This window comes from Nocardioides convexus (assembly GCF_011090295.1).
In genome coordinates, this window is record NZ_JAAMYA010000001.1 from 2,920,938 (window position 1) to 2,941,560 (window position 20,623).

General features: G+C 72.7%; 19 protein-coding genes and 7 pseudogenes. 10 read left to right on the plus strand and 16 right to left on the minus strand.

The features are described 5' to 3' along the window. Positions 1-29: 29 nt before the first annotated feature. From sigM to G5V59_RS22005, 9 genes and pseudogenes are all read right to left on the minus strand, one after another. A complete protein-coding gene (sigM, locus tag G5V59_RS21965) occupies positions 30-746 on the minus strand; it encodes an RNA polymerase sigma factor SigM (protein WP_278257868.1) in 717 nt (238 codons plus the stop codon). Positions 747-1,892: 1,146 nt separating this feature from the next. Further along, complete coding sequence (locus G5V59_RS21970) at positions 1,893-2,627, minus strand: protein kinase family protein (RefSeq protein WP_278257869.1); 735 nt, start codon at positions 2,625-2,627, stop codon at positions 1,893-1,895. A gap of 66 nt (positions 2,628-2,693) precedes the next feature. Further along, a complete protein-coding gene (locus G5V59_RS21975) occupies positions 2,694-3,227 on the minus strand; it encodes a lipid II flippase MurJ (protein WP_278259989.1) in 534 nt (177 codons plus the stop codon). A gap of 91 nt (positions 3,228-3,318) precedes the next feature. Further along, a pseudogene (locus G5V59_RS21980) lies at positions 3,319-3,693 on the minus strand (lipid II flippase MurJ); the annotation flags it as partial. A gap of 64 nt (positions 3,694-3,757) precedes the next feature. Then, positions 3,758-4,132 (minus strand): annotated as a pseudogene (locus G5V59_RS21985) (lipid II flippase MurJ); the annotation flags it as partial. A 25-nt stretch (positions 4,133-4,157) separates the two neighbouring features. Beyond that, positions 4,158-4,373 (minus strand): annotated as a pseudogene (locus tag G5V59_RS21990) (lipid II flippase MurJ); the annotation flags it as partial. Beyond that, on the minus strand, positions 4,370-5,755 hold the full coding sequence (locus tag G5V59_RS21995) for a DUF6049 family protein (protein ID WP_341351281.1): 1,386 nt from the start codon (positions 5,753-5,755) through the stop codon (positions 4,370-4,372). The pseudogene G5V59_RS21990 and the gene G5V59_RS21995, both read right to left, overlap by 4 nt. Next, complete coding sequence (locus G5V59_RS22000) at positions 5,638-6,219, minus strand: hypothetical protein (protein ID WP_278257870.1); 582 nt, start codon at positions 6,217-6,219, stop codon at positions 5,638-5,640. Before G5V59_RS22000 ends, G5V59_RS21995 begins: the two co-directional genes overlap by 118 nt. Then, positions 6,165-6,602, minus strand: coding sequence for a hypothetical protein (locus G5V59_RS22005; RefSeq protein ID WP_278257871.1), 438 nt, complete (start codon positions 6,600-6,602; stop codon positions 6,165-6,167). The genes G5V59_RS22000 and G5V59_RS22005 overlap by 55 nt, the downstream gene beginning before the upstream one ends. 129 nt (positions 6,603-6,731) lie before the next feature. Here G5V59_RS22005 and G5V59_RS22010 point away from each other — a divergent pair. Further along, positions 6,732-8,144: pseudogene (locus tag G5V59_RS22010) on the plus strand (CCA tRNA nucleotidyltransferase). On the opposite strand, the gene G5V59_RS22015 reads toward G5V59_RS22010, so the two are convergent. Together G5V59_RS22015 and G5V59_RS22020 are read right to left on the minus strand one after the other, a co-directional pair. Next, complete coding sequence (locus G5V59_RS22015) at positions 8,051-9,631, minus strand: fibronectin type III domain-containing protein (protein ID WP_278257872.1); 1,581 nt, start codon at positions 9,629-9,631, stop codon at positions 8,051-8,053. The pseudogene G5V59_RS22010 and the gene G5V59_RS22015 sit on opposite strands and share 94 nt — an antisense overlap. A 16-nt stretch (positions 9,632-9,647) precedes the next feature. Next, entirely contained in the window at positions 9,648-10,298 is a 651-nt protein-coding gene (locus tag G5V59_RS22020) for a hypothetical protein (RefSeq protein WP_278257873.1), read from the minus strand. 221 nt (positions 10,299-10,519) lie between these two features. On the opposite strand from G5V59_RS22020, the gene G5V59_RS22025 reads away from it, so the two are divergent. The 3 genes from G5V59_RS22025 to G5V59_RS22035 are packed head-to-tail and all read left to right on the plus strand — an operon-like array spanning position 10,520 to position 12,446. Then, on the plus strand, positions 10,520-11,002 hold the full coding sequence (locus G5V59_RS22025) for an SRPBCC family protein (protein WP_278257874.1): 483 nt from the start codon (positions 10,520-10,522) through the stop codon (positions 11,000-11,002). A gap of 31 nt (positions 11,003-11,033) precedes the next feature. Beyond that, positions 11,034-11,180: a hypothetical protein gene (locus G5V59_RS22030; RefSeq protein WP_278257875.1), complete on the plus strand. Its 147-nt coding sequence runs from the start codon at positions 11,034-11,036 to the stop codon at positions 11,178-11,180. A 9-nt stretch (positions 11,181-11,189) separates the two neighbouring features. Beyond that, the gene (locus G5V59_RS22035) at positions 11,190-12,446 is read left to right on the plus strand and encodes a hypothetical protein (RefSeq protein WP_278257876.1); all 1,257 of its coding nucleotides are present in this window, start codon (positions 11,190-11,192) and stop codon (positions 12,444-12,446) included. Here the strand turns inward: G5V59_RS22035 and G5V59_RS22040 are convergent. After that, a pseudogene (locus G5V59_RS22040) lies at positions 12,430-13,515 on the minus strand (inositol-3-phosphate synthase). The gene G5V59_RS22035 and the pseudogene G5V59_RS22040 overlap by 17 nt on opposite strands. A 43-nt stretch (positions 13,516-13,558) precedes the next feature. Next, positions 13,559-14,059: a PadR family transcriptional regulator gene (locus tag G5V59_RS22045; RefSeq protein WP_278257877.1), complete on the minus strand. Its 501-nt coding sequence runs from the start codon at positions 14,057-14,059 to the stop codon at positions 13,559-13,561. Positions 14,060-14,752: 693 nt separating this feature from the next. Here G5V59_RS22045 and G5V59_RS22050 point away from each other — a divergent pair. The 6 genes and pseudogenes from G5V59_RS22050 to G5V59_RS22075 all read left to right on the plus strand — a co-directional run. Next, positions 14,753-14,836 (plus strand): annotated as a pseudogene (locus tag G5V59_RS22050) (transglycosylase domain-containing protein); the annotation flags it as partial. A gap of 109 nt (positions 14,837-14,945) precedes the next feature. After that, positions 14,946-15,500 (plus strand): transglycosylase domain-containing protein, encoded by a 555-nt coding sequence (locus tag G5V59_RS22055; protein WP_278259991.1) that lies wholly within the window; start codon positions 14,946-14,948, stop codon positions 15,498-15,500. Further along, positions 15,497-16,297, plus strand: coding sequence for a penicillin-binding transpeptidase domain-containing protein (locus G5V59_RS22060; protein ID WP_278259992.1), 801 nt, complete (start codon positions 15,497-15,499; stop codon positions 16,295-16,297). The genes G5V59_RS22055 and G5V59_RS22060 overlap by 4 nt, the downstream gene beginning before the upstream one ends. Then, the gene (locus G5V59_RS22065; RefSeq protein WP_278257878.1) at positions 16,213-16,623 is read left to right on the plus strand and encodes a hypothetical protein; all 411 of its coding nucleotides are present in this window, start codon (positions 16,213-16,215) and stop codon (positions 16,621-16,623) included. The genes G5V59_RS22060 and G5V59_RS22065 overlap by 85 nt, the downstream gene beginning before the upstream one ends. A 3-nt stretch (positions 16,624-16,626) precedes the next feature. Continuing rightward, positions 16,627-17,730: a glycosyltransferase 87 family protein gene (locus G5V59_RS22070; protein WP_278257879.1), complete on the plus strand. Its 1,104-nt coding sequence runs from the start codon at positions 16,627-16,629 to the stop codon at positions 17,728-17,730. A 2-nt stretch (positions 17,731-17,732) separates the two neighbouring features. After that, positions 17,733-18,059 carry a hypothetical protein gene (locus tag G5V59_RS22075; protein WP_278257880.1) on the plus strand — a complete coding sequence of 109 codons (327 nt, stop codon included), beginning with the start codon at positions 17,733-17,735 and terminating at the stop codon, positions 18,057-18,059. Positions 18,060-18,086: 27 nt separating this feature from the next. Here G5V59_RS22075 and G5V59_RS22080 read toward each other — a convergent pair whose 3' ends face one another. The 3 genes and pseudogenes from G5V59_RS22080 to G5V59_RS22090 all read right to left on the minus strand — a co-directional run bounded on the left by G5V59_RS22080 (position 18,087) and on the right by G5V59_RS22090 (position 20,586). Continuing rightward, positions 18,087-18,383, minus strand: a complete 297-nt coding sequence (locus tag G5V59_RS22080) for a hypothetical protein (protein WP_278257881.1) — start codon at positions 18,381-18,383, stop codon at positions 18,087-18,089. A gap of 832 nt (positions 18,384-19,215) precedes the next feature. Continuing rightward, positions 19,216-20,324 (minus strand): annotated as a pseudogene (locus tag G5V59_RS22085) (peptidoglycan bridge formation glycyltransferase FemA/FemB family protein); the annotation flags it as partial. A gap of 118 nt (positions 20,325-20,442) precedes the next feature. Continuing rightward, the gene (locus tag G5V59_RS22090; RefSeq protein WP_278259993.1) at positions 20,443-20,586 is read right to left on the minus strand and encodes an aldehyde dehydrogenase family protein; all 144 of its coding nucleotides are present in this window, start codon (positions 20,584-20,586) and stop codon (positions 20,443-20,445) included. Between the last annotated feature and the right edge of the window lie 37 nt (positions 20,587-20,623).

The following is a 20,623-nucleotide window of genomic DNA, read 5'->3' on the forward strand; positions in this document are numbered from 1 at the left end:
TCCTGGTCATCCGTGCCGCGAGCGGCAGGTCAGTCGGCGGTGGGAGCGGGCGCGGTGGCCTCGGCCGGTGGCCCGCGACGGGACAGCGATCCGACGTCCGGCCCCGCCACCGGGTTCCCCTCGGCCGTGCGTGGCGCGGGGGACGACGGCTCGGCGACGTCCAGGACCTCCGCCAGCAGCACCGCGAGGCGGGCCCGCGCGCGGGAGCAGCGGCTCTTCACCGTGCCCTCGGCGCACTCCAGGATCGCGGCCACCTCGGCGACCGGGTAGCCCTCCATGTCGACCAGCACGACCGCGGCGCGCTGCTCGGGCGGCAGGGTGGCGAGCGCGGCGCGCACCTGCTCACGCCGCTCGCCGGCCAGCGCCCGGTCGGCGGGGTCCGCCGGCGCGCTCGGGGCGGCGCGGACCGGCTCGACCTGGTCGAGGTCCTCGGGGAGAGGCTCGGCGCGTCGTACCTTCGCGGCACGGAGGCGGTCCAGGCAGGCGTTGACGACGATCCGGTGCAGCCAGGTGGTGACCGCGGCGTCGCCGCGGTAGGACGAGGCGCGGCGGAAGGCGGCGATCATCCCCTCCTGCAGGCCGTCGGCCGCGGTCTCGGGGTCGGCGCAGGTGCGCAGGGCCACCGCCCAGAGACGGTCGCGGTGCCGGGCGAAGAGGGTGCCGAAGGCGTCGGGATCACCGTCGACGTGCGCTGCGAGGAGAGCGGCGTCGGAGACCGGACCGGTCGAGGTGGGCTCAGGAGCCACGCACCACCACCTCCGCGATCTCTCCCCGGAACTGCGCGCCCTCGACCTCGGGCAGCGACGTCAGCCAGAGCACAAGGTAGCGGGCCGCGACCGGCTGCTTGCCGGCCGGCACCAAGGTGACCACGCCGGACCCGGACTCGGTCGCCATCGGGGCGCCCGTCGGCGCCTGGCCCGGCCGGGTGGTCGAGGCGTAGACCGACAGCGTGGTCCGCCCCTCGCCCAGCCGTACGTCGACCGCGCTCACCTGGCGCACCGAGCCGAGGTCGAGCAGCACGCCCACCCCGGTCTTGAGCCCGGGTGGCGGGCCGAGCCTGGTCCTTGTAGGTGGCCGTGCGCCAGGTCGTGCCGTTGTCGCCGTCGGTCAGGTTGCCGACGGACTCCGGGCTCTCCTCGCCGTCGGTGCCGAGCGGGTCGAAGTCGGTGGCCGTGATCCCGCGCAGCGTGGTGACCTGGCCGGCGCTCGCCGAGGGGGTGCTGGTCGGCTCGTCGTCGCCGCGGTCGCCGCCCAGGACGTCACGGCCGCGCCCGAGGTTGAACGCGATGGCGATCGCCACCAGCAGCATGACCGCCAGGGCAACGGCCATCGCGAGCCGCAGCCAGGCTGCGCCCGGGCACCGCCTCGCCGGTCTCGGTGGAGGCGTCGGCGGCGGCAGGTCCCGGGTCGGTGTCCCACGGCCAGTACCCCGTCGCCGGGGCACCGTCCTCACCCGGGCCGGGCGGCCAGCCGTTGCCGGCGGGGCCGGGTCCGAGGTCGGGCCGGGGCCGTCGTACGCCGTCGGGGGCGAAGAGCGGGCGCTCCGGCGGCTCCTCGAAGGGCGGAGGCGGCGGCGGGGGGAGTGGTGCGGGTGCGGATCCACTGCACGTCGGCGTCGTGGTCCTCGCCGAAGACCGGGATCCCGGCCTCGGTGGGCAGGCTCGGTGACGCTGGGGATGTCGCCGGTGTCGCCGGGTGCGGGGTCCGGCGCGGGCGGCACGACCGGGATGTCGTCCTGGGAGGCGTCGTGCGGCAGCGGGTCGGGGACGGCCGGCAGCCACACCGGGCGCAGGCTCGTTGACCTGCGGGATCGCCTGGGCCAGCGACTCGGGCATGCCGGTCGGGTCGCCGACGAAGGCCAGCAGGCTCGTCGGCGATGCCGCGGGCGCTGCTCACGTCGGGGTGGTCGCTGCTGCCGAGCAGGCGCCGGCCGTGGAAGCCTGGTGCAGTCGAACTCGCGCCAGACCAAGTCGAGCGGCTTCGGTACGCCGGCGCGGACCTGTCGCGGGCTGAGGAAGCCTGCCGTTCTCGCGGGGCGCCGCCGGCACGATCGAGCCGGACGGCCCGGGCCACACCCCGGTCAGCGCGCAGTAGAGCAGCCCGCCGAGGTCCTCCAGGTCGGTCTGGGTGTCACCCGGTGCGAGGCCGTGCAGGGCGGCGTCGACGCACATGCCGATGATCCGCACGGCGCCGTAGCGGTCGACGAGGACGTTCTCCGGGTTCAGCCGGCCGTGGGTGACTCCCGCCTGGTGGGCGTGGGCGATCGCGTCGGCGACATCGGCGACCAGCCAGGCGGCGCGGCGCGGCCCGAGCGGGCCGGCGTGGGTGACCAGGATGTCGAGCGAGGTACCCGTTCCCCACTCGTTGACGACGAAGCAGCGCCCGTCCTCCTGCTCGGCGTCGAGCACCCGCAGGATGCGGGGGTCGAGCACGCCGGCGGAGGTGCGTGCCGCCTCGACCAGGCCGGGTGCCCGGGGGTCGTCGACGTCGATGACGTGCAGCGCGACGAAGCGCTCGAGGACGGCGTCGTGGGCACGCCAGAACCGCCCGCCGCCGCTCTCGCTCAGCAGGTCGATCAACCGGTAGCGGCCAGCGAGGACATCCCCCGACCGCGTCGACGTCGCCACCCCAGTCCCTCTCTGATGATCGCCTCCCATCCTAGGCGGGAACGCCTGGCGATGCGGCTCAGCGGCTCACCCTGGCGAGGACCGTGCCGACGACCGAGACTCACCTCGCGGATCCGGAAGGCCTTCGCCGCGGCGAGCAGGGCACCGCCGCCGGCGGCGGAGACGACCGCCACCTCGACCGCGGCCCACACCCAGCCGGGCGAGGCGGTGAGACTCGGCGATCGAGTCGCCCACGACGATCAGCACCAGCCGGGCGACGGCGTAGACGACGAGGGCGGCGGCCAGCAGCCGGAGCAGGTAGCCGCGCCACTCGCGTGCCCCGCCGCTCGCGGGGTGGCCGCCGCGACGCAGCAGCCGGACCAGGACGATGCTGGAGAGCGCGCCGCCGACGGCGTACGCGCAGGTGTAGGCGAGGACCAGCATCGGTGCGGTGTCCCACGGGTCCACCAGCCGGGTGAGGAGGATCGCGAGCGCGATGTTGGTCCCCGCGATCACGCACTGCACCCAGAACACGGTGCGGTTGCGCTCCAGGGCGTAGAACCCGCGCAGCACGAGGTAGTGCACCGTGAAGGCGACCACCCCGAAGCCGAAGAGCACCATCGAGGGCTCGAAGCGGTAGTAAGCTGTCCTTGGTCGCACCGTGCGCCCAGATCACCTGGGCGAGCGGCAGGGCGATGGAGGGCAGCAGCGCGGCGAACGGCACGACGACGGCCAGCGCCGTGCGCAGGGTGCTGCCCAGGGTCGAGGCGAGGCTGCCGAGGTCGTCGTTGGCGGCAGCAGCGGAGAGCCGGGGGAGGATGGCGGTCGCCAGCGAGACGGTGATGATCGAGTGCGGGACCATCACCACGAGCATCACGCTGGAGTAGATCGTGATGCCGGTGCCGTCGTCGGCGGAGGCCGTGCCGTTGGAGGCGAGCCGCACCACCACGACGTACGCCGCCTGGTTGACGATCACGAAGAGGACCGTCCACACGCCGAGCCGCATCGTCTGGCCGAGACCCACGCCGCGGAAGTCGAAGCGGGGCCGGTAGCGGATGCCGGCCGAGCGCAGGAACGGCACCAGCACGACGAGCCTGAGCCGCGATGCCGACGGTCGAGCCGATGCCGAGCAGGGCCTCCTGGTGCGCGCTGAACGGTCCGACCTGCTCGGAGAGGGTCGCCGGGCCGAAGACGAGCAGGTAGGTCACCAGGACCGCGACCGAGATGATGTTGTTGGCGATCGGCGCCCACATCATCGGCCCGAACCGGCCGCGGGCGTTGAGCACCTGCCCGACCAGCACGAACATGCCGTAGAAGAAGACCTGCGGCAGGCAGAACCGGGCGAAGTCGATCGCGGACTGCCGCTGCTCCACCAGCGATGCGTCGTCCCACTTGGAGCCGAGCACGACGTCCATGACGACAGGGGCGAAGACGACGAGCAGCACGCTGACCGCACCGAGGAAGAGCACGGCGAGCGTGATCACCCGGTCGACGTACGCCGCCCCGCCGTCGGCGTCGTTCTTCATCGCCCGCACCAGGCTGGGGCACCAGCACCGCGTTGAAGACGCCGCCGGCGAGCAGGACGTAGAGCATGTTCGGGACCGTGTTGGCCACGGTGAAGATGTCGCCGTGCAGGGAGACGCCGAGCGCGGCGGCCAGCAGCGTGGAGCGGATGAAGCCGCTGAACCGGGACACCACGGTGCCGGCCGCCATCACCGCGGTGTTGGCGAGGATCTTCCTCTGGTCGGCGGACTCGGTCTCGCTCATCCGGCCTCCGCGCCCGCCGCGCCGCGCCGCCGGAAGCGGCGGACCAGGCGGATCGCGATCGCGACGAAGAGGATGCCGGCGCCGGAGCCGATGATCGCCCAGATCACCACGCCGACCTGGCCGGTGCGCAGCGGCAGGTCGTCCTCGGCGCCGAGCGGGGTGCCGTCGGCGTCGACGACGCGCAGGGTGACGTTGTGGACGCCGCTGCGGGTGGTGTCGGCGTCGACCGGCACCGAGGTGCGGCTGTTCGGCGCGAGCCGGATCGGGTTCGCGACCCGGACCCGGGCGCCGGAGTCGGTGGTGGCCGCGACCTCGACGGTCACCGGCTGGTCGAGGTCGTTGCGCAGCGCGATGTTGAAGTCGCCCGACGTACCGGACAGGGTGACGCCGCTCGGGGCGTCGATGCTGATCGCGTCGAGCCGGTCCTGGGCCCACTCCTTGGTGCGGGTCATCCGGCTCGCGGCGTTCACGTCGTCCCGCATGGCGTACGACGTGCCGGTCAGCGCCTCGGCGACCGAACCGGTGCCGACGGTGTAGTCCTCGCCGAGGATCGACTGGTAGGTCCGGCCGGCGCGGATCAGGCTGCCCGGCCTCGACCAGCACGTCGCCGTCGAGCTCGGCCTTCTCCTGCGCGGGCGGGTAGGCTGAGCTCGTCGGTGTCCACCTGACGCCCGCCGGCGGACTGGCCGTCGGCCGGCGAGCCGGGCGGGACGACGAGTTCGCGCAGACCGACCAGGTCGAGCCAGGGCACGTCCAGGCTTCGCGCCAGAAGTCCTGGGCGCCGGTGGTGGAGACGGAGGCGGGCAGCACGACCACGAGCGGGTCAGGAGACTTGCCGCCGGTCCGCAGCAGCCGCACCACCGCCTCGCTGAGGATCCGCTGGCGCAGCGCCACCGGGGCCAGCGGCTCGTCGGGCCCCGGGCCACCGGTCGCCGCGGAGGTCGAGCCTGACCACCACCGGTCGCTCGCCGATCAGCCCACCGACCGGCGGGCGGGTGGAGAAGGCGTCGCGCGGGAACATCCGCTCGCCGAGCAGCAGGGTGGCGTCGTCGTCCACGGCGTCGATGCCGTTGGTGTCGAGGTAGCCGTTCGGCGGGGCGACCACCGGCAGCGTGTCCAGGTCCCAGGTGGAGACCTCGGTGCCGGCGAGTCTGTCGCGCCGAGCGGTAGAGGCTGGGCAGCACGTCCGCGGCAGCGGCCACGTCCGGGTCGCCGTACGGCAGGGCGGCGACGGTGCCCGAGCGCAGCGCGCTCTCGGCGCGGGTCAGCCAGGTGCGTGCGGAGGAGGCGAGCGGCGTGTCGGTGTCCGGTACGCCGGACGAACCGCTCTCCCCGCTCGGCGAGGCGCCGTCGCTGGGCGAGGGCTCCTGGCCCGGCTGCACCTTCGGGCGCACCGAGCGCGCGGGGTTGCCGAGCGCCGGACTCGCGCACGGCGTCGGGGACGGCCGGGTCGAGAAGCCACGTCACCGGCGCGATCCCGCTCGCCGCGGCTCCGAAGGACAGCGGCCCGCCGAGGTCCCCGTCGAAGCGCAGCGCCTGCTCCCAGGCGGAGGTGCGATCGAGGCTGCCGTCCTCCTCGTGGGCCACCCGGGCCCGCAGCGGGAGCACGATCGCGGTCTTCACCGACGCCGCGTTGGGGCTGCGGACGGCGGGCAGGAAGGTCCGGGCCCGGCCGACGGCGTTGCCGTTGTTGCCCCTGGTCGCGGTGCTGCCGAGCGCGTGGACGCCGAGCCAGTAGACACCCGTCTCCGGGTTCCCGAAGCGGGCGCGCAGGCTCGGCCTGCGGGATCGTCAGCGTGTACGACAGGGTCTGGCCCGGCTCGAGCCGCTCGACCTCGTAGCGCACGTTGGTGTCGCGGGTGCCGACGAGCGAGGTCGGGTCGGACGCGGCCGCGTCGCTGAGCTCCGCCGAGGTCTTGATCGCCGGTGGGCGAGCTTGTTCCGCGCGCAGTCGGGGCCGGCGCTGAACACCGGGTAGAGCGAGATGCCGGTCCAGGTCTCCAGGTCGGTGTTGGTGACCTCGCCGGAGATCACCAGGGGGCCGCTGCGGGGGAGCACCGCCGGTGAGAGCGCGTCGATCGTGATGGCCAGCGGGGCGTCGTAGGTGTCGTCGGGGGCTGCGGCCGGGCGGGGCGCGGCGCCTGCCGGAGCGGTGCTGCCGGCGGTGGCGAGGGCCAGTCCCGCCACCACTCCCGCGAGTGCGCGCAGGAGTGAAGGACGGCCGACCACGCCCCCGAGGGTAGTGGGGCCACCTGTGCCCGTCGGGGACCCGCCTAGACTCTTCGCCCGTGACCGACGACGACCGCTCCGCCGCACCGCTGCGCCTGGTCGACGTCCAGGCGTCCGTGGCCGCCGAGCCTGGACCGGATCGCACCGGTCGTCGACGAGCTCGGCGCGCTCTTCGCCGACGCCGGTCACGAGCCTGGCGCTGGTGGGCGGCCCGGTGCGCGACGCGATGCTCGGCCGCCGTTCCAACGACCTCGACCTCACCACCTCCGCCCGGCCCGAGCAGACCGAGCGGCTGCTGCGCGCCTGGGGCGACGCGTGGTGGGACATGGGGCGTGACTTCGGCACCATCGGCTGCCGCAAGGGCGACTGGGTGGTCGAGGTGACGACCTACCGCTCGGAGTCCTACGACCGGGCCTCGCGCAAGCCCGAGGTGCAGTACGGCGACAGCCTCGCCGGCGACCTCGGCCGCCGGGACTTCACCGTCAACGCGATGGCGGTGCGGCTGCCGGGCCGCACCATCGAGGACCCCTACGGCGGCGTGCTCGACCTGGCGCACCAGGTGCTCCGCACCCCCGGCACCCCCGAGCAGTCCTTCTCCGACGACCCGCTGCGGATGATGCGGGCCGCCCGCTTCGCCGCCCAGGCTCGGCTTCACCGTCGCGCCCGAGGTGGTGGCCGCGATGACCGCGATGGCGGAGCGGATCGACATCATCTCCGCCGAGCGGGTGCGCGAGGAGCCTGGTGAAGCCTGATCTGTGCGCCGTACCCCCGCCGGGGGCTGGCGCTGCTCGTCGAGACCGGGCTCGCCGACCGGGTGCTGCCCGAGTCTGCCGGCGCTCAAGCTCGAGCGCGACGAGCACCACCGGCACAAGGACGTCTACGAGCACACGCTCACCGTGCTGGAGCAGGCGATCGACCCGGAGCCGCGGCTGGCCGAGCGGGCCGGGCTGCCGGCGGGACCTGACTTCGTCTCCCGCTTCGCCGCCCTCATGCACGACGTCGGCAAGCCGCGCACCCGCCGCTTCACCGACGACGGCGGGGTCACCTTCCACCACCACGACGTCGTCGGGGCCAAGCCTGACCCGCAAGCGGATGAAGGCGCTGAAGTTCAGCAACGACGAGATCGACGCCGTCGGCGAAGCCTGGTCGAGCCTGCACCTGCGCTTCCACGGCTACGGCTCGGGTGAGTGGACCGACTCCGCCGTGCGGCGCTACGTCCGCGACGCCGGCGACCAGCCTGGAGCGCCTGCACGTGCTCACCCGCGCCGACTGCACGACCCGCAACCAGCGCAAGGCCGACCGCCTCCGCCGCACCTACGACGACCTCGAGGCCCGCATCGAGCGGCTCTCCCGCGGAGGAGGAGACTCGCCTCGATCCGCCCGGACCTCGACGGCAACCAGATCATGGAGATCCTCGGCCTCCCCCCGGGCCGCGAGGTCGGCGAGGCCTACAAGTTCCTGCTCGACCTGCGCCTCGACAACGGGCCGATGTCGGAGGAGGACGCCGGCGCCGCGCTGAAGCAGTGGTGGGCGGCGCGCTGACTCAGCGTGCGACCGCCACGCCCGACACGGCCGAGTACGACGACCAGCCGATCCGGTTGAGCGCCTGCACCCGGAACCGGTAGCGGCCCGCGGTCAGCGTCCAGACGTAGGAGCGGGCGCTCGCCGGGCGGAGCGTCGAGACGATGGTGGAGACCACGCGGCCCCTGCTGTCGAGACGGTAGGCCACCACCCGGTAGCCGGTGATCGCGGCGCCCCCGTTGCTGGCCGGCGCCGTCCAGCGCGCGGTGGCGGTGACGGGCCGGCCGCTCGCGCCGCTGAGCGGGGTGAGGGTCCCCGGGGCCGTGGGTGCGAGCACGATCGCGAAGGCGCGCTCGCCGGCCACGGTCGACGGGTCGTCGGCGGTGTAGGCCGGGGTCACCACGGCGCGATAGCCGCCCGCCGCGAGCGCCGGGCTGGTCCACGACGTCGCCGAGGCGGGCAGGCTTCGCCGGCGTGCCGACCGGCGTGGTGCCACGGAGCAGGGCGACCGTCCAGCCGGTGCGGGTCGCCCCGCCGGGGTTCGCCGCGGGGGCGAAGGTGATCGTCGCGCGCGGCCCGCCGACGCTCGCGGTCACCGACGGCGCCTTCTGCGGTGCCCAGGTCGGCACCCGGACGGTGGCGGTCAGCGGCGCAGAGACGGCCTCCGCGCTGACCGCCACCACCGAGACGTCGTACGACGTGCCGGGGATGAGGCCCGTGAACGACGCCGCGGTCGTGCTCACCTCCTGGCTGGTCGTCGTACCGCTGCCGGAGAGGGTCACGGCGTAGTGGTCGAGCGCGGGGGAGCCGGTCACCGCGGGTGCGGTCCAGCCCAGGTCCAGGGTGGTGGCGCGCGGTGCGACGGCGCTGGTCAGGCCGGTGGGTGGGCCCGGGGGCGTCGTGGCGGACGCGGGCGGGCAGGGGTCGCTCAGGGTGAGGGTGTACTGCCCGAGACTGCCGTAGTCGGTGGAGTTGGTGTTCGCGCTCGCGCCGGCCCCGGAGACCTCGACGGTCCAGGTGCCCGCCGGCGCGGTGGCGAAGGAGGCGCTCGCGTCCAGCGCCGCCAAGGTGCCGGTGCCGCCGCCGGCCGCGGGGTCGACCGTGGTGACCGCGCCACCGGGCGCGGTGACCCGCAATGCGATGTCGAGGGTCTGGCCGGAGCCGATGCCGGTCGCGGTGAGCGCCAGCGGGTCGGCACAGGTGTGGTCGACGACGAAGGCGTCGGTGTCCGCGCGGGTCTCGATCACGCCGTCGTACGGCGCCGCGGCGCTCAGCGGCCGCGAGCCGGGCACGTCGTCGGTGCGGGTCGTCAGCCCGGCCGACGTGATCGTCGCGACGTCGCTCTTCACGCTCTGCTCGGTGTACGCGCCGGGGTAGGTGCTGTCGTCCCACTGCCCGACCTCGCGGTTCGAGGAGCCCATCAGCGGATACCAGTCGTCGTGGCCGTCGTAGTAGCCATGGGGCTGGCTCGTGGTGGAGTCGTGCAGGAGGTTCAGGGTGTGTCCCACCTCGTGCGCCGCGGTCTCACCGGCCTGCTTCGCGTCGAGCCTGGAAGTCGGCGACGGTGGTGTAGATCCAGGCCGGCTCGTAGTAGCCGGCCGGGCGGCCGGTCTCGATGTCGGCGAAGACGTCCACCCAGGCGATGCCCGCGCAGCCGGAGCCGCCGGAGCCGTAGGAGCAGACGGTCCCGCGGGCGTCGCGGTCGTCGGTGAACACCGCCCGGGTCCCGTACGTCGGGTCGCTGTCGGAGCCTGCGGTCGAGCGCCGCGGCGCCCGGGTCCTCGGTGGTGACGTCGACGTCGAAGGGGGAGAACTTCTCCGCCACCACCCGCCACACGGCGGCCACGTAGGCCAGGCTCGGTGGGGGTGAAGGCCGGGTCGTAGGTGGGGGTGCCGCTGGTCTCGCGCTCGTCGAAGGCGTCGAAGGTGCCGGCCGGGATGCCGCCGCCGCTCCATGCGGCGCCCGGCGGCAGGGTGTAGCCGTCGAAGTCGAGGTAGATGGTGCGGTCCGAGCCCGCGCGGCTGTGCAGCGTGAAGGTCTCGGCCGTGCTCAGCGCGGCGGCCGGTGCCGCGGGCTCCGCGGCAGCGGCCCGGCGGGCCGCGGCGACGTCGAGCTTGCTCGGCGTAGAACAGCCGGCCGTCGCGGGCCAGCCCGGCGGTCGGGTCGGTGAGCACCCGGTCGAGCCTGGGCCACGCTGCGCCCGTTGCGCCGGGCGACGACCGTGCGCTCGGTGCCGTCGAGGGCCGCCAGCGCGGTGCGGGCCGCCTGCCCGCGGACCGGGCGATCGAGGAGGGGACCGTCGCCGCCGGCCGGGGCGGCGGGCGCGGCCGGAGCCGTGAGCACCGCCCCCGCGAGGGCAACGCCGAGCAGGCTTGCGGACAGCCGGAGCCGGGTCATGGCTCCATCTTCGGCGGGGACGGCGCCGCCCGGAGCAGAATCGGCAGGGATCCCGCTGGCCCGACCCTCGTCGTGGCCGTCTCGTGTGGCCGTCGTCACCTATCGCGCCGGGCCGGGGGCGGCTAGCGTCCGGGCATGGCCGACACGTACGAGAAGGCTCCTCGAGGACTCCATCGAGATCGCCGCGCCGGCGGAGAAGGTGTGGTCCCTCGTCACCGACCTGCCGAAGATGGCGAAGTGGAGCCCGCAGGTCGTGAAGTCGTCCGTCAAGGGCGGCGAGGTCCGGCTCGGTGCGACCTTCTCGAACCTCAACCGGCAGGGCATCAAGCGCTGGCCGACCGCCGGCAAGGTCGTCCGGTTCACCCCGCCGGTCGGCGGCGTGGGGGAGTTCGCGTTCAAGATCCGCGAGAACCGCACGGTGTGGTCCTTCCAGGCTCGAGCCGACCGCCGACGGCGGCACCCGGCTCACCGAGCGCCGTGAGACCCCGCAGGGCGTCTCGAACGTCTCGCTGGTGCTCACCAAGGTCGTGCTCGGTGGCCAGCAGGGCTTCACCGACGAGCCTGCGCAAGGGCATCCGGCAGACCCTGGAGCGGATCAAGGCCGAGGCCGAGGCCTGATCCGCCGGTCCCGGTCCGCCTCGCTTCGCCGACGGGGTTGAATGACCCCCGTGAGCGACGACGACCCGAAGCCGCTGCCTGCGGCCAAGCCGGGCGCCAGCGCGGCCACCCAGGTCGCCACGGTCACCGGAGCGATCGTCGTGCTCCTCGTGCTCGGCGTGGTCTTCGCGCTCCAGGGCGGCCGGGACGACCCCCAGGCCCCTGCACCCGGTACGTCGGGTGCGGTGACCAGCCCGCCCGCCGTACCGTCCTCGGCGCCGACCGCGAACTCCTCGCTCGCCGCTGACCCGCTCACGGTGCCCGCGAGCCTGTGTCCCTCGCTGACCGTGCAGCACCCGTTCACGGTCATCACGTTCAACATCCACTCCGCGATCCGCAAGCACGGCGGGCTCGAGGCGGGCACGCTGATCAAGGAGATCAAGTCCTGGAAGCCGGACCTGGTCCTGATGCAGGAGGTCGACACCAACCGCGGCCGCTCGGGCAACGTGGTCCAGGCCCAGCAGATCGGCACGGCGCTCGGCCTGAGCCTGGATCGCCGGCAGCGGGCCGACGGGCAACGCGCTGCTCTCCCGGTTCCCGGTCAAGGAGCACGACATCATCGCCCTGCCCAAGGCCGGCGGGAAGTTCGACCGGCACGCGGTGCACGCGGTGGTCGACATCGAGGGCACCGAGGTGAGCGTCTACGCCACCCACTTCGACCACATGTCCGAGGGTGCGCGGGTGGCGCAGGCGCGCTACCTCGCCCAGGTGATGGCGCGCGACCCGCGCCCGAAGATCATGGGCGGCGACCTCAACAGCCGCCCGGGCTCGACCGCCGTGAACACGCTGCGCTCCGCCGGCCTCGGCGACGTGTGGGCGGTCGGCTCGGGCAGCGGGTTCACCGCCCCGGCCGCGAGCCCGCGGGTGCGCATCGACTTCCTGCTCCACGACGGCTTCTTCCAGCCGCTGCAGTCGGTGGTGCTGGCCTCCAGCGTCTCCGACCACCGCGCGGTCTGGGCCCGGCTGCAGATCAACGAGAAGCTCGGCTGCATCAAGGTCGGCGCCCCCTAGGGACGCCGAACGCCCCGGCCGTCGTACGACGAACCGGGGCGCTCGGGCCGGCTGATCACTCCCCTGCGATGCCGAACCTGCCGGTGAGCCTGCGGTGCCTTCCTCCGGCACACCTCGCTGGCGCTCGGCGTACCTCCGGAGGGGCTCCTCACTCCCCGACGATGCCGAACCTGCCGGTGAGTCGCGGTGCCTTCCTCCGGCACACCTCGCTGGCGCTCGGCGTACCTCCGGAGGGGCTCCTCACTCCCCGGCGATGAACTTCTCGAGCAGCGCGCGGCCCTCGGTGTCCTCGATCTGGACCGGCGGGCTCTTCATCAGGTACGCCGAGGCCGGGATGATCGGGCCACCGACACCGCGGTCCTTGGCGATCTTCGCGGCGCGCACGGCGTCGATGATGATGCCGGCGGAGTTCGGGGAGTCCCAGACCTCGAGCCTTGTACTCCAGGTTCAGCGGGACGTCACCGAACGCGCGACCCTCGAGGCGCACGTAGGCCCACTTGCGGTCGTCGAGCCACGCGACGTAGTCGGACGGGCCGATGTGGACGTTCTTGTCGTCGATCTTGTCGGCCAGCGGGCCGTTGAGGTTCGACGTGACGGCCTGGGTCTTGGAGACCTTCTTGGACTCGAGGCGCTCGCGCTCGAGCATGTTCTTGAAGTCCATGTTGCCGCCGACGTTGAGCCTGGTAGGTGCGGTCCAGCGTCACGCCGCGGTCCTCGAACAGGCTTCGCCATCACGCGGTGGGTGATGGTGGCGCCGACCTGCGACTTGATGTCGTCGCCGACGATCGGGACGCCGGCGTCCTCGAACTTCTTGGCCCACTCGGGGTCGGAGGCGATGAACACGGGCAGCGCGTTGACGAAGGCCACGCCCGCGTCGATGGCGCACTGGGCGTAGAACTTGTCGGCCTCCTCCGAGCCCACCGGGAGGTAGGACACGAGGACGTCGACCCGGGCGTCCTTGAGGACCTGGACGACGTCGACCGGGTCCGCGGAGGACTCGTCGATGGTCTGCTTGTAGTACTTGCCGAGACCGTCGAGCGTCGGGCCGCGCTGGACCTCGACACCGAGCGTCGGGACGTCGGCGATCTTGATGGTGTTGTTCTGCGAGGCGTTGATGGCCTCGGAGAGGTCCTTGCCGACCTTCAGGTCGTCGACGTCGAACGCGGCGACGAACTCGACGTCTCCGACGTGGTACTCACCGAACTGGACGTGCATGAGCCCCGGAACGGTGCTCGTGGCGTCGGCGCCCCGGTAGTACTGCACGCCCTGGATGAGGGACGTGGCGCAGTTGCCCACGCCGGCGATCGCTACTCGAACCGAACCCATGGGGTTTCCTTCCTTGGTACTCATGACATCTCGTAGGTGCTGATCAGGACGGCGACGACGGGGATGCCGTCGGCGTCTCCGGAGCCTGGTGCTGGCTGGCCCTGCACGTTCCGCTCGGCGTTGATGAGGTCCGAGAGCCACCGGACCTCCCGCTCCACCGACTCCACACCGTGACGCTGCAGGCTCCGCGGCGTACCGGTCGGCCTCGGCCTGGGTCATCGCCAGGCTCGCGCTGCACCCGGTCCAACCGCTCCTGGAGCCGCGACCGGCGCCCCTCCAGGACGCGCAGCCGGATCTCCATGTCGGTGGAGGAGAAGAACCGGAACCGGATGTCGAAGTTGTCGTCCTCCCAGGCGGTCGGACCCACCTCCGACATCAGGCGCGAGAACTCGGCGGTGCCCAGGTCGGTGACCTGGTAGACGATGCGCTGCCGACGGCTCTGCGGGCCCGACGGCACGGCCTCCTCGATGAGGTTGCCGCGCAGCATCTTCTTCAGCGCCGGGTAGAGCGAGCCGTAGGACAGCAGCCGGCCCCAACCGAGCATCAGGTTGAGCCGCTTGCGCAGGCTCGTAGCCGTGCATGGGTCCCTCGTGCAGCAGTCCGAGGACTGCCGACTCGATGGTGTCACCACGCCGTGCCATGCAACCTATCGTAGCGATATATCCGCGAAACGTGAACTTGCGATGGATCGGGAGTGTCCCCGCGGTGCACGGCAGGACGCGTGCGGCGGCCACCGGCGTCACGGCTCCGGGCCGTCGATGACCAGATGCGATACGCCGGCGCGGTGACTGATCGGCGGGCGAGAAGTGGGGACACCCAGGTGACAGCCGTACTCTGTCCTGCGTGGTCGAGGGTAAGCGCAAGGCAGCCGGCATCCCTTCCCGCCGCGCGAAGCGGTCGGGCAAGGGCACTGACGCGGCGCCGCGCACGTGGAAGCAGCGCCTGAAGAAGTGGTCCCTGTGGGGCCTGATCACGGCGGTGGTCCTCGGCCTGCTCGGCGTGCTGGGCTTCTGGATCGCCTACAAGTCGATCGACATCCCCGACCCCAACGCGGAGTACCTGACCCAGACCACCCGGGTCCTCTACTCCGGCGGCAAGTCCGAGATCGGCCAGTTCGCGGTGCAGAAGCGGGACTCGATCCCCTACGACGAGATGCCGCAGACGGTGAAGGACGCCGTGGTCGCCGCGGAGAACCAGAGCCTTCTGGACCGACAACGGCATCGACCCCAAGGGCATCCTGCGGGCGGCGTTCAGCAATGCCCAGGGCAACTCGACCCAGGGCGCGTCGACGATCACCCAGCAGTACGTGAAGATCCTGTACCTCACCCAGGAGCGCACCTGGAAGCGCAAGGCCAAGGAAGCGATCCTCTCGCTCAAGATCAAGAACCAGGCTGAGCAAGCAGCAGATCCTCGAGGGCTACCTCAACACGATCTACTTCGGCCGGGGCGCCTACGGCATCCAGGCCGCCTCGCAGGCCTACTTCGGCGTCGACGCCAAGAAGCTCGACCTCGCCCAGTCCGCCGTCCTCGCCTCTGTGCTCAACAACCCGGCCGCGCTCGACCCGGCCAACGGTGCCGCCGCCGCGGAGCGGCTGCTCGGGCGCTACCAGTACGTCCTGGACTCCATGGCGACCATGAAGACCGCCAGTGCCGCCGACGTGGCGAGCATCCGCAAGGCGCTGCCGAAGTTCCCCAAGATCAAGAACGACACGACCTACGGCGGCCAGCGCGGCCACGTGCTGACGATGGTCCGCAAGCAGTCTGCTCGCCCTCGGCTTCAGCGAGCAGGAGATCCAGGGTGGCGGCCTGCAGGTCACCACCACCTTCACCAAGAAGGCCATGAACGCGGCCAAGGAGGGCGTGGCGGAGGAGAAGCCGGAGGGCTTCGGCAAGAACCTCCACGTCGCGGTCGCCTCGGTCGAGCCGGGCACCGGCGCGGTCCGCGGCATCTACGCCGGCCAGGACTACCTCCAGTCGCAGGCTGAACTGGGCCGTCTCCGGCGGCCAGGCCGGCTCGACGTTCAAGCCGTTCGCGCTCGCGGCCGGTCTCGAGGCGGGCTACGAGCTCAAGGACACCTTCGACGGCAACTCGCCCTACTACCTGCCGGGTGGCGGCCGGCCGTTCGAGAACCAGGGCAACAAGCCCTACGGCCGGGTCAACCTGATCAAGGCCACCGAGGACTCGATCAACACCGCCTACATCGACCTCACGCTGGGCATCCCGGACGGCCCGAAGAAGATCATCAAGACCGCCGAGAAGATGGGCATCCCGCCGGCCGAGCCGGCCAACCCGCCCTACGGCATCCCGACGAAGTCGCCCGGCCTGGAGCCGATCACCGGTGTCGCGCTCGGCTCGCAGACGGTGAGCCCGATCAACATGGCCAACGGCTACGCGACGGTCGCCAACCGCGGCGTCGCCGCCGACGCCTACATCATCGAGAAGGTCGTCGACAAGGACGGTGTGGTCCGCTACACCCACAAGGTGACCGACCACCGGGCGATCTCCGAGGGCATCTCCGACGACGTGGGCTACGCGCTCCAGCAGGTCGTGAAGTCCGGCTCGGGAACAAAGACCCTCTCGCTCGGTCGTCCGGCGGGCGGCAAGACGGGCACCGCGACCAACGGCAAGGGCGAGGTCTCCTCGGCCTGGTTCGTCGGCTACACCCCGCAGCCTGTCCACCGCGGTGATGTACGTCCGTGGCACGGGCACCCAGGAGGCTCAAGGGCTGGCTGCCGGAGTACTTCGGCGGTACCTACCCCGCGCTCACCTGGACCGCGGTGATGAAGAAGGCGCTCGACGGCGAGGACGTCGAGGACCTCCCGGGTGCGGCCTACGTCAAGGGCGACGCGCCCGACAGCGGCCACGCCCCGGCCCCGCCGCCGCCCCCGAAGCCGACGAAGAAGCCGAAGCCGACGAAGAAGCCGTCGAAGACCGCGACCCCGACGCAGCAGCCGACCCCGACGCAGCAGCCGACCCCGACCCAGCAGCCGACCCCGACCCTGCCCACGCTGCCGACGGGCCCGACCGACAACCCGACCAGCACGCCGCCCGGGCAGGTGGGCAAGCCCAGCCGGTCCCCGCGGCGCCGTCGTCGTACCGCTGCCTGATCGATGGCCGACGAGCGGGCGCCCCACGTCCACCCGACCCTCGACGACCCGGTCGTCACCGGCCTGAGCGAGGTCGTCGGGGGACCGATGGGCACCCGCGCCCGTCCGCACCGCTGGTGGACGCCGCTGCGCGTGCTGCTCCTGCTGACCGCGTGCACCTTCGCGCTCGGCGTCGTGCAGAAGGCACCGTGCTCGGTCGCGGAGGGCAAGGACCAGCAGTGGGTCTACTCCCACATGTGCTACACCGACCTCAAGCCGCTCTACGTCCCGCGCGGCATGGCCGAGCACGCCTGGCCCTACTCCGACGACGCCCAGACCCGCGCCCGCTACGAGGTGATGGAGTACCCCGTCGGGATCTCCTACTGGGCGTGGGGGTCCGCCTGGGTCACGCACTGGCTGACCGGCTCGCCGGACGTCGAGGCGCGCGGGCGCGCCCCCGTCGCCGACCTGTCCGCCGACCCGGCGGTCGACGACGAGCAGAACGTCTTCCTGCTGGTCAACGCCGTCGGCTTCGGCGCCCTCGCGCTGCTGGCGGTCTGGCTGCTCTCCCGGGTCCACCGGGTGCGGCCCTGGGACGCGGCCGCCTTCGCGCTCTCACCGACGCTGCTGCTCACCGGGCTGATCAACTGGGACATGATCGCGGTGGCGCTGGTCGCCGGCGCGCTGTGGTCCTGGTCGCGGGACCGGCCGGCGCTGACCGGGGTGCTGATCGGCCTGGGCACCGCCGCCAAGGCTCTACCCGCTCTTCCTGCTCGGCGGGCTGTTGGTCATCTGCCTGCGCCAGCGACGCTACGCCGCCTTCGCGCTCGCGACGGTGAGCGCCGTCGTCGCCTGGCTGCTCGCCAACGCACCCGGCTACCTCAGCGGCCCGGAGGCGTGGAAGCACTTCTGGGAGTTCAACTCCGAGCGCACCGCGGACCTCGGCTCGGTGTGGATGCTGATCGACCAGGCTGGCGACGTCGGGTTCAGCGCGCACACCATCAACGTCTGGTCCTGGCTCCTCTTCGGCGCCTGGTGCGTGGGTGTCTTCGCGATCGGGATGACCTCCGGCCGGCGGGTCCGCCCGGAGGCGGCCGTCCCCCGGCTGGCCCAGACTCGGCTACCTGATCGTGGTCGGCTTCCTGCTCGTCAACAAGGTCTACTCCCCGCAGTACGTCCTGTGGCTGCTCCCGCTCGCCGTGCTCGCCCGGCCGCGCTGGCGCGACCAGATCGTGTGGCAGGCCTGCGAGGTCGTCTACTTCTGCACGGTCTGGTGGTACCTCGGCGGCTACCTCGCGCCCGCGGGCGGCGGGGACGCCGGCTTCTACTGGCTCGGCATCGTGGTCCGGGTCCTCGGCGAGCTCTACCTCGCCGCGGTGATCGTGCGGGACCTCTACCGCCCCGACAAGGACCCGGTCACCGCGCGGGAGCGCGGCGCGGTGCTCAGCCGGGCCTGAGCCGGACGCGGGTCCTGGCGCCGGGGACTAGTCCGTGACGAGGATCTGGTCGAACGTCGTGGCGGTGTAGCGCACCCGCACGTCGACGTCCTCGCCCACGGCGGGCACCCGCGCACCGTGCGGCACGAAGAGCATCGAGGCCTGCATGTGGGGCGGCTCGGCGAAGAGGCGCTGCTTGCCGTCGATGGAGTACGGCGACCGAACGAACCCGACCGCGTCGAGACCGCCGCGGGCCAGGGTCGCCGCCCGGGCCTTCATGGAGGACTCACCGGTGGGCGCCTCCAGGCCGATGCCGTGCGCGGTGCCACCGCTGACGACCAGCACGTGCCCGGACTTCGGGGCGGTGCGGCCGCGGTAGCCGAACGCGTCGCCCCGCTCCACGGGGTGCACGTCGAGGACGGTGGCGGTGACGGTGAGGGCGCCGCGGTCGCCGAGCCACAGGCCGGTGCCGATCCGCGGGCGGAAGGCGAAGTCGGCGTACCGGCTGCGCAGGGTGGCGAGACTCGGCGTCGCTGAGGTGGCTGACCCAGACCGAGGGCCGCTCGCCCGAGGGCACCTCGGCGGCGACGTAGTCGTTCATCAGCCGGGTCGTCTCGCCAAGGTGGGCGCCCTGGCCCAGCGGCAGGTGGAGGGCGAGGCCCTCGACCCGGGCGCCGGGGTGCTTGCGGAGCAGGCTCGCCGGCCTCCCACAGGCTCGCGGGCGGCCATGCCGTGGCGGCGCATCGAGGTCATCCGCTCCAGGACCACGCGGGCGGTCGGCTCGGCGTGCAGCAGGGCGCGCAGGTCCTCGACGCGGCTCACCGTGTGCACCAGGCGACGGCCCAGGGCGCCGTCGGGGAGCGGCACCCAGGGCCGCCAGGGGGTGAGCACGAGCAGGTCGCCGGACCAGCGCTGCGCGACCTCCGGCGAGCTCGTCGTAGAGGCCGACGGCGAGGGTGCGCACGTCGTGCCCGCGCTCGGCGAGCCACTGGGTCTTGCGCGCCAGCCGGCCGAGGGTGAAGCCGTAGCCGTTGCCCTTGGCGACCGGGACGATGCCCGGGTGGGCCGCGGCGACGGACTCCAGGTGGGCCCGCCAGCGCGGGCCGTCGACGGTGAGGGTCAGCCCGCCGGTCGAGCCTGTCGTGACCATCATCCCCTCCGGGCGAGGTAGAGCCTGGAAGGCCTTGTAGAGCGGCCGGTTGACTGGCAGGTCCCACTCGCCGGCGTGCTCGACGGCCTCGCCGCCGGTGCCGACCTTGAACTGGATGAGGCCGACGTGGGGGTCGTCGCTGTCGAGGGTCTCGGTGATCCCGCGCAGGTCGTAGATCGCGGCCTCCGCGGCGATCGCGTCGCGGATCATCGCCCACTGCACGGCGTTGGAGCCGCGGACCTCGCGCTTCTCGGTGGAGGAGGCGCCGTAGGAGTACCACGCGTGCTCGCCCACCCGGATCGCGATGGTGGCCGCGACCAGGTCGCCCTCGTGGCGGCCGAGCCAGAGCGTGAAGCGCTCCTCGCCGTCGGCGCGCAGGGCGTCGTACATGGTCTGGAAGTAGCGCAGGGGGCGCGGGGTGAAGTGGTCGCGCTCGGCGGTGTGGACGTAGAGACTCGTGGAAGGCCCCGAGGTCGTCCCGGCCGCCGACGGTGACCTCGACGCCCTCCTTGACGGCCTTCTTGATGTTTCGGCGCCACAGGCTGGTTCATCCCCTTGAGGACCTCGTCCTCGGTGCGCTGCGTGCCGTCGGGGTGGCGCAGCGGGACCTGGAAGACGAACTGCGGCTGGCCGGCCGCGAAGCCGCCCTCGACGCCCTGGTAGCGCCACCCGAGCTCGTGCAGGCTGGGCGACGACGCGGGCGCCGACCGGGCTGCGCTCGGCGGGGGCGACCTGGCTGAGCAGGCGTACGTCGGGGTCGGCGATGCCCTCCTTGACCTGGGCGGTCGTCCACCGCCGGGTCACCACGGGCGGTCCGATCCGGACCGCGAAGGCGCCCTGCTGCTTCAGGTGCGCGACCAGCGGCCGCAGCCAGTCGGCGAGGTCGTCGCGGTCCCAGTCGATGACCGGGCCCTCGGGCAGGTAGGCGAGGAAGCGCTTGAGCCTGGGCAGGCTGGCGGTAGAGCACCAGCGCGACGCCCACCTGGGCGCCGGAGTCGTCGAACCAGCCGATCGACTCGCTGCGCCACTCGCTCTTCACCGTGCCCCAGCCGGGGGTCTGCAGGAAGGCTCGCCGACGGCAGCGAGGCGAGGTAGTCGCGGTGCTCGGTCGGGCTGATCGGGCGCACGCTGGGCATGGTCCGAGGCTATCGGGTGCACGGGCGGGTCCCGGAGCCGGCGACGCACCTACCGAATTTGTCGTGAATCGGCGGGATCCACGACGAATCCGGTAGTTGCGTGGGGGATCAGGAGCCCTCAGCCGAGGTCGACCGCGTAGAACTGGGTCTCCTGGAACTCCCGGATCCCCTCGCGGGCGCCCTCGCGGCCCAGACCGCTCTGCTTCACCCCGCCGAAGGGTGCCGAGGGGTCGGAGACGATGCCGCGGTTGAGCCCGACCATGCCGGCGTCGATCCGCTCGGCCAGCCTTGAGCGCGTC

Excerpts from the sequence above, each read along its gene's own strand:
- G5V59_RS22025 (WP_278257874.1), top strand. The coding sequence starts at position 10,520 with ATGGCTCCATCTTCGGCGGGGACGGCGCCGCCCGGAGCAGAATCGGCA.
- G5V59_RS22070 (WP_278257879.1), top strand. The coding sequence starts at position 16,627 with ATGGCCGACGAGCGGGCGCCCCACGTCCACCCGACCCTCGACGACCCG.
- G5V59_RS22045 (WP_278257877.1), bottom strand. The coding sequence starts at position 14,059 with ATGCTCGGTTGGGGCCGGCTGCTGTCCTACGGCTCGCTCTACCCGGCG.
- G5V59_RS22090 (WP_278259993.1), bottom strand. The coding sequence starts at position 20,586 with ATGGTCGGGCTCAACCGCGGCATCGTCTCCGACCCCTCGGCACCCTTC.
- G5V59_RS21975 (WP_278259989.1), bottom strand. The coding sequence starts at position 3,227 with ATGGTGCTCTTCGGCTTCGGGGTGGTCGCCTTCACGGTGCACTACCTC.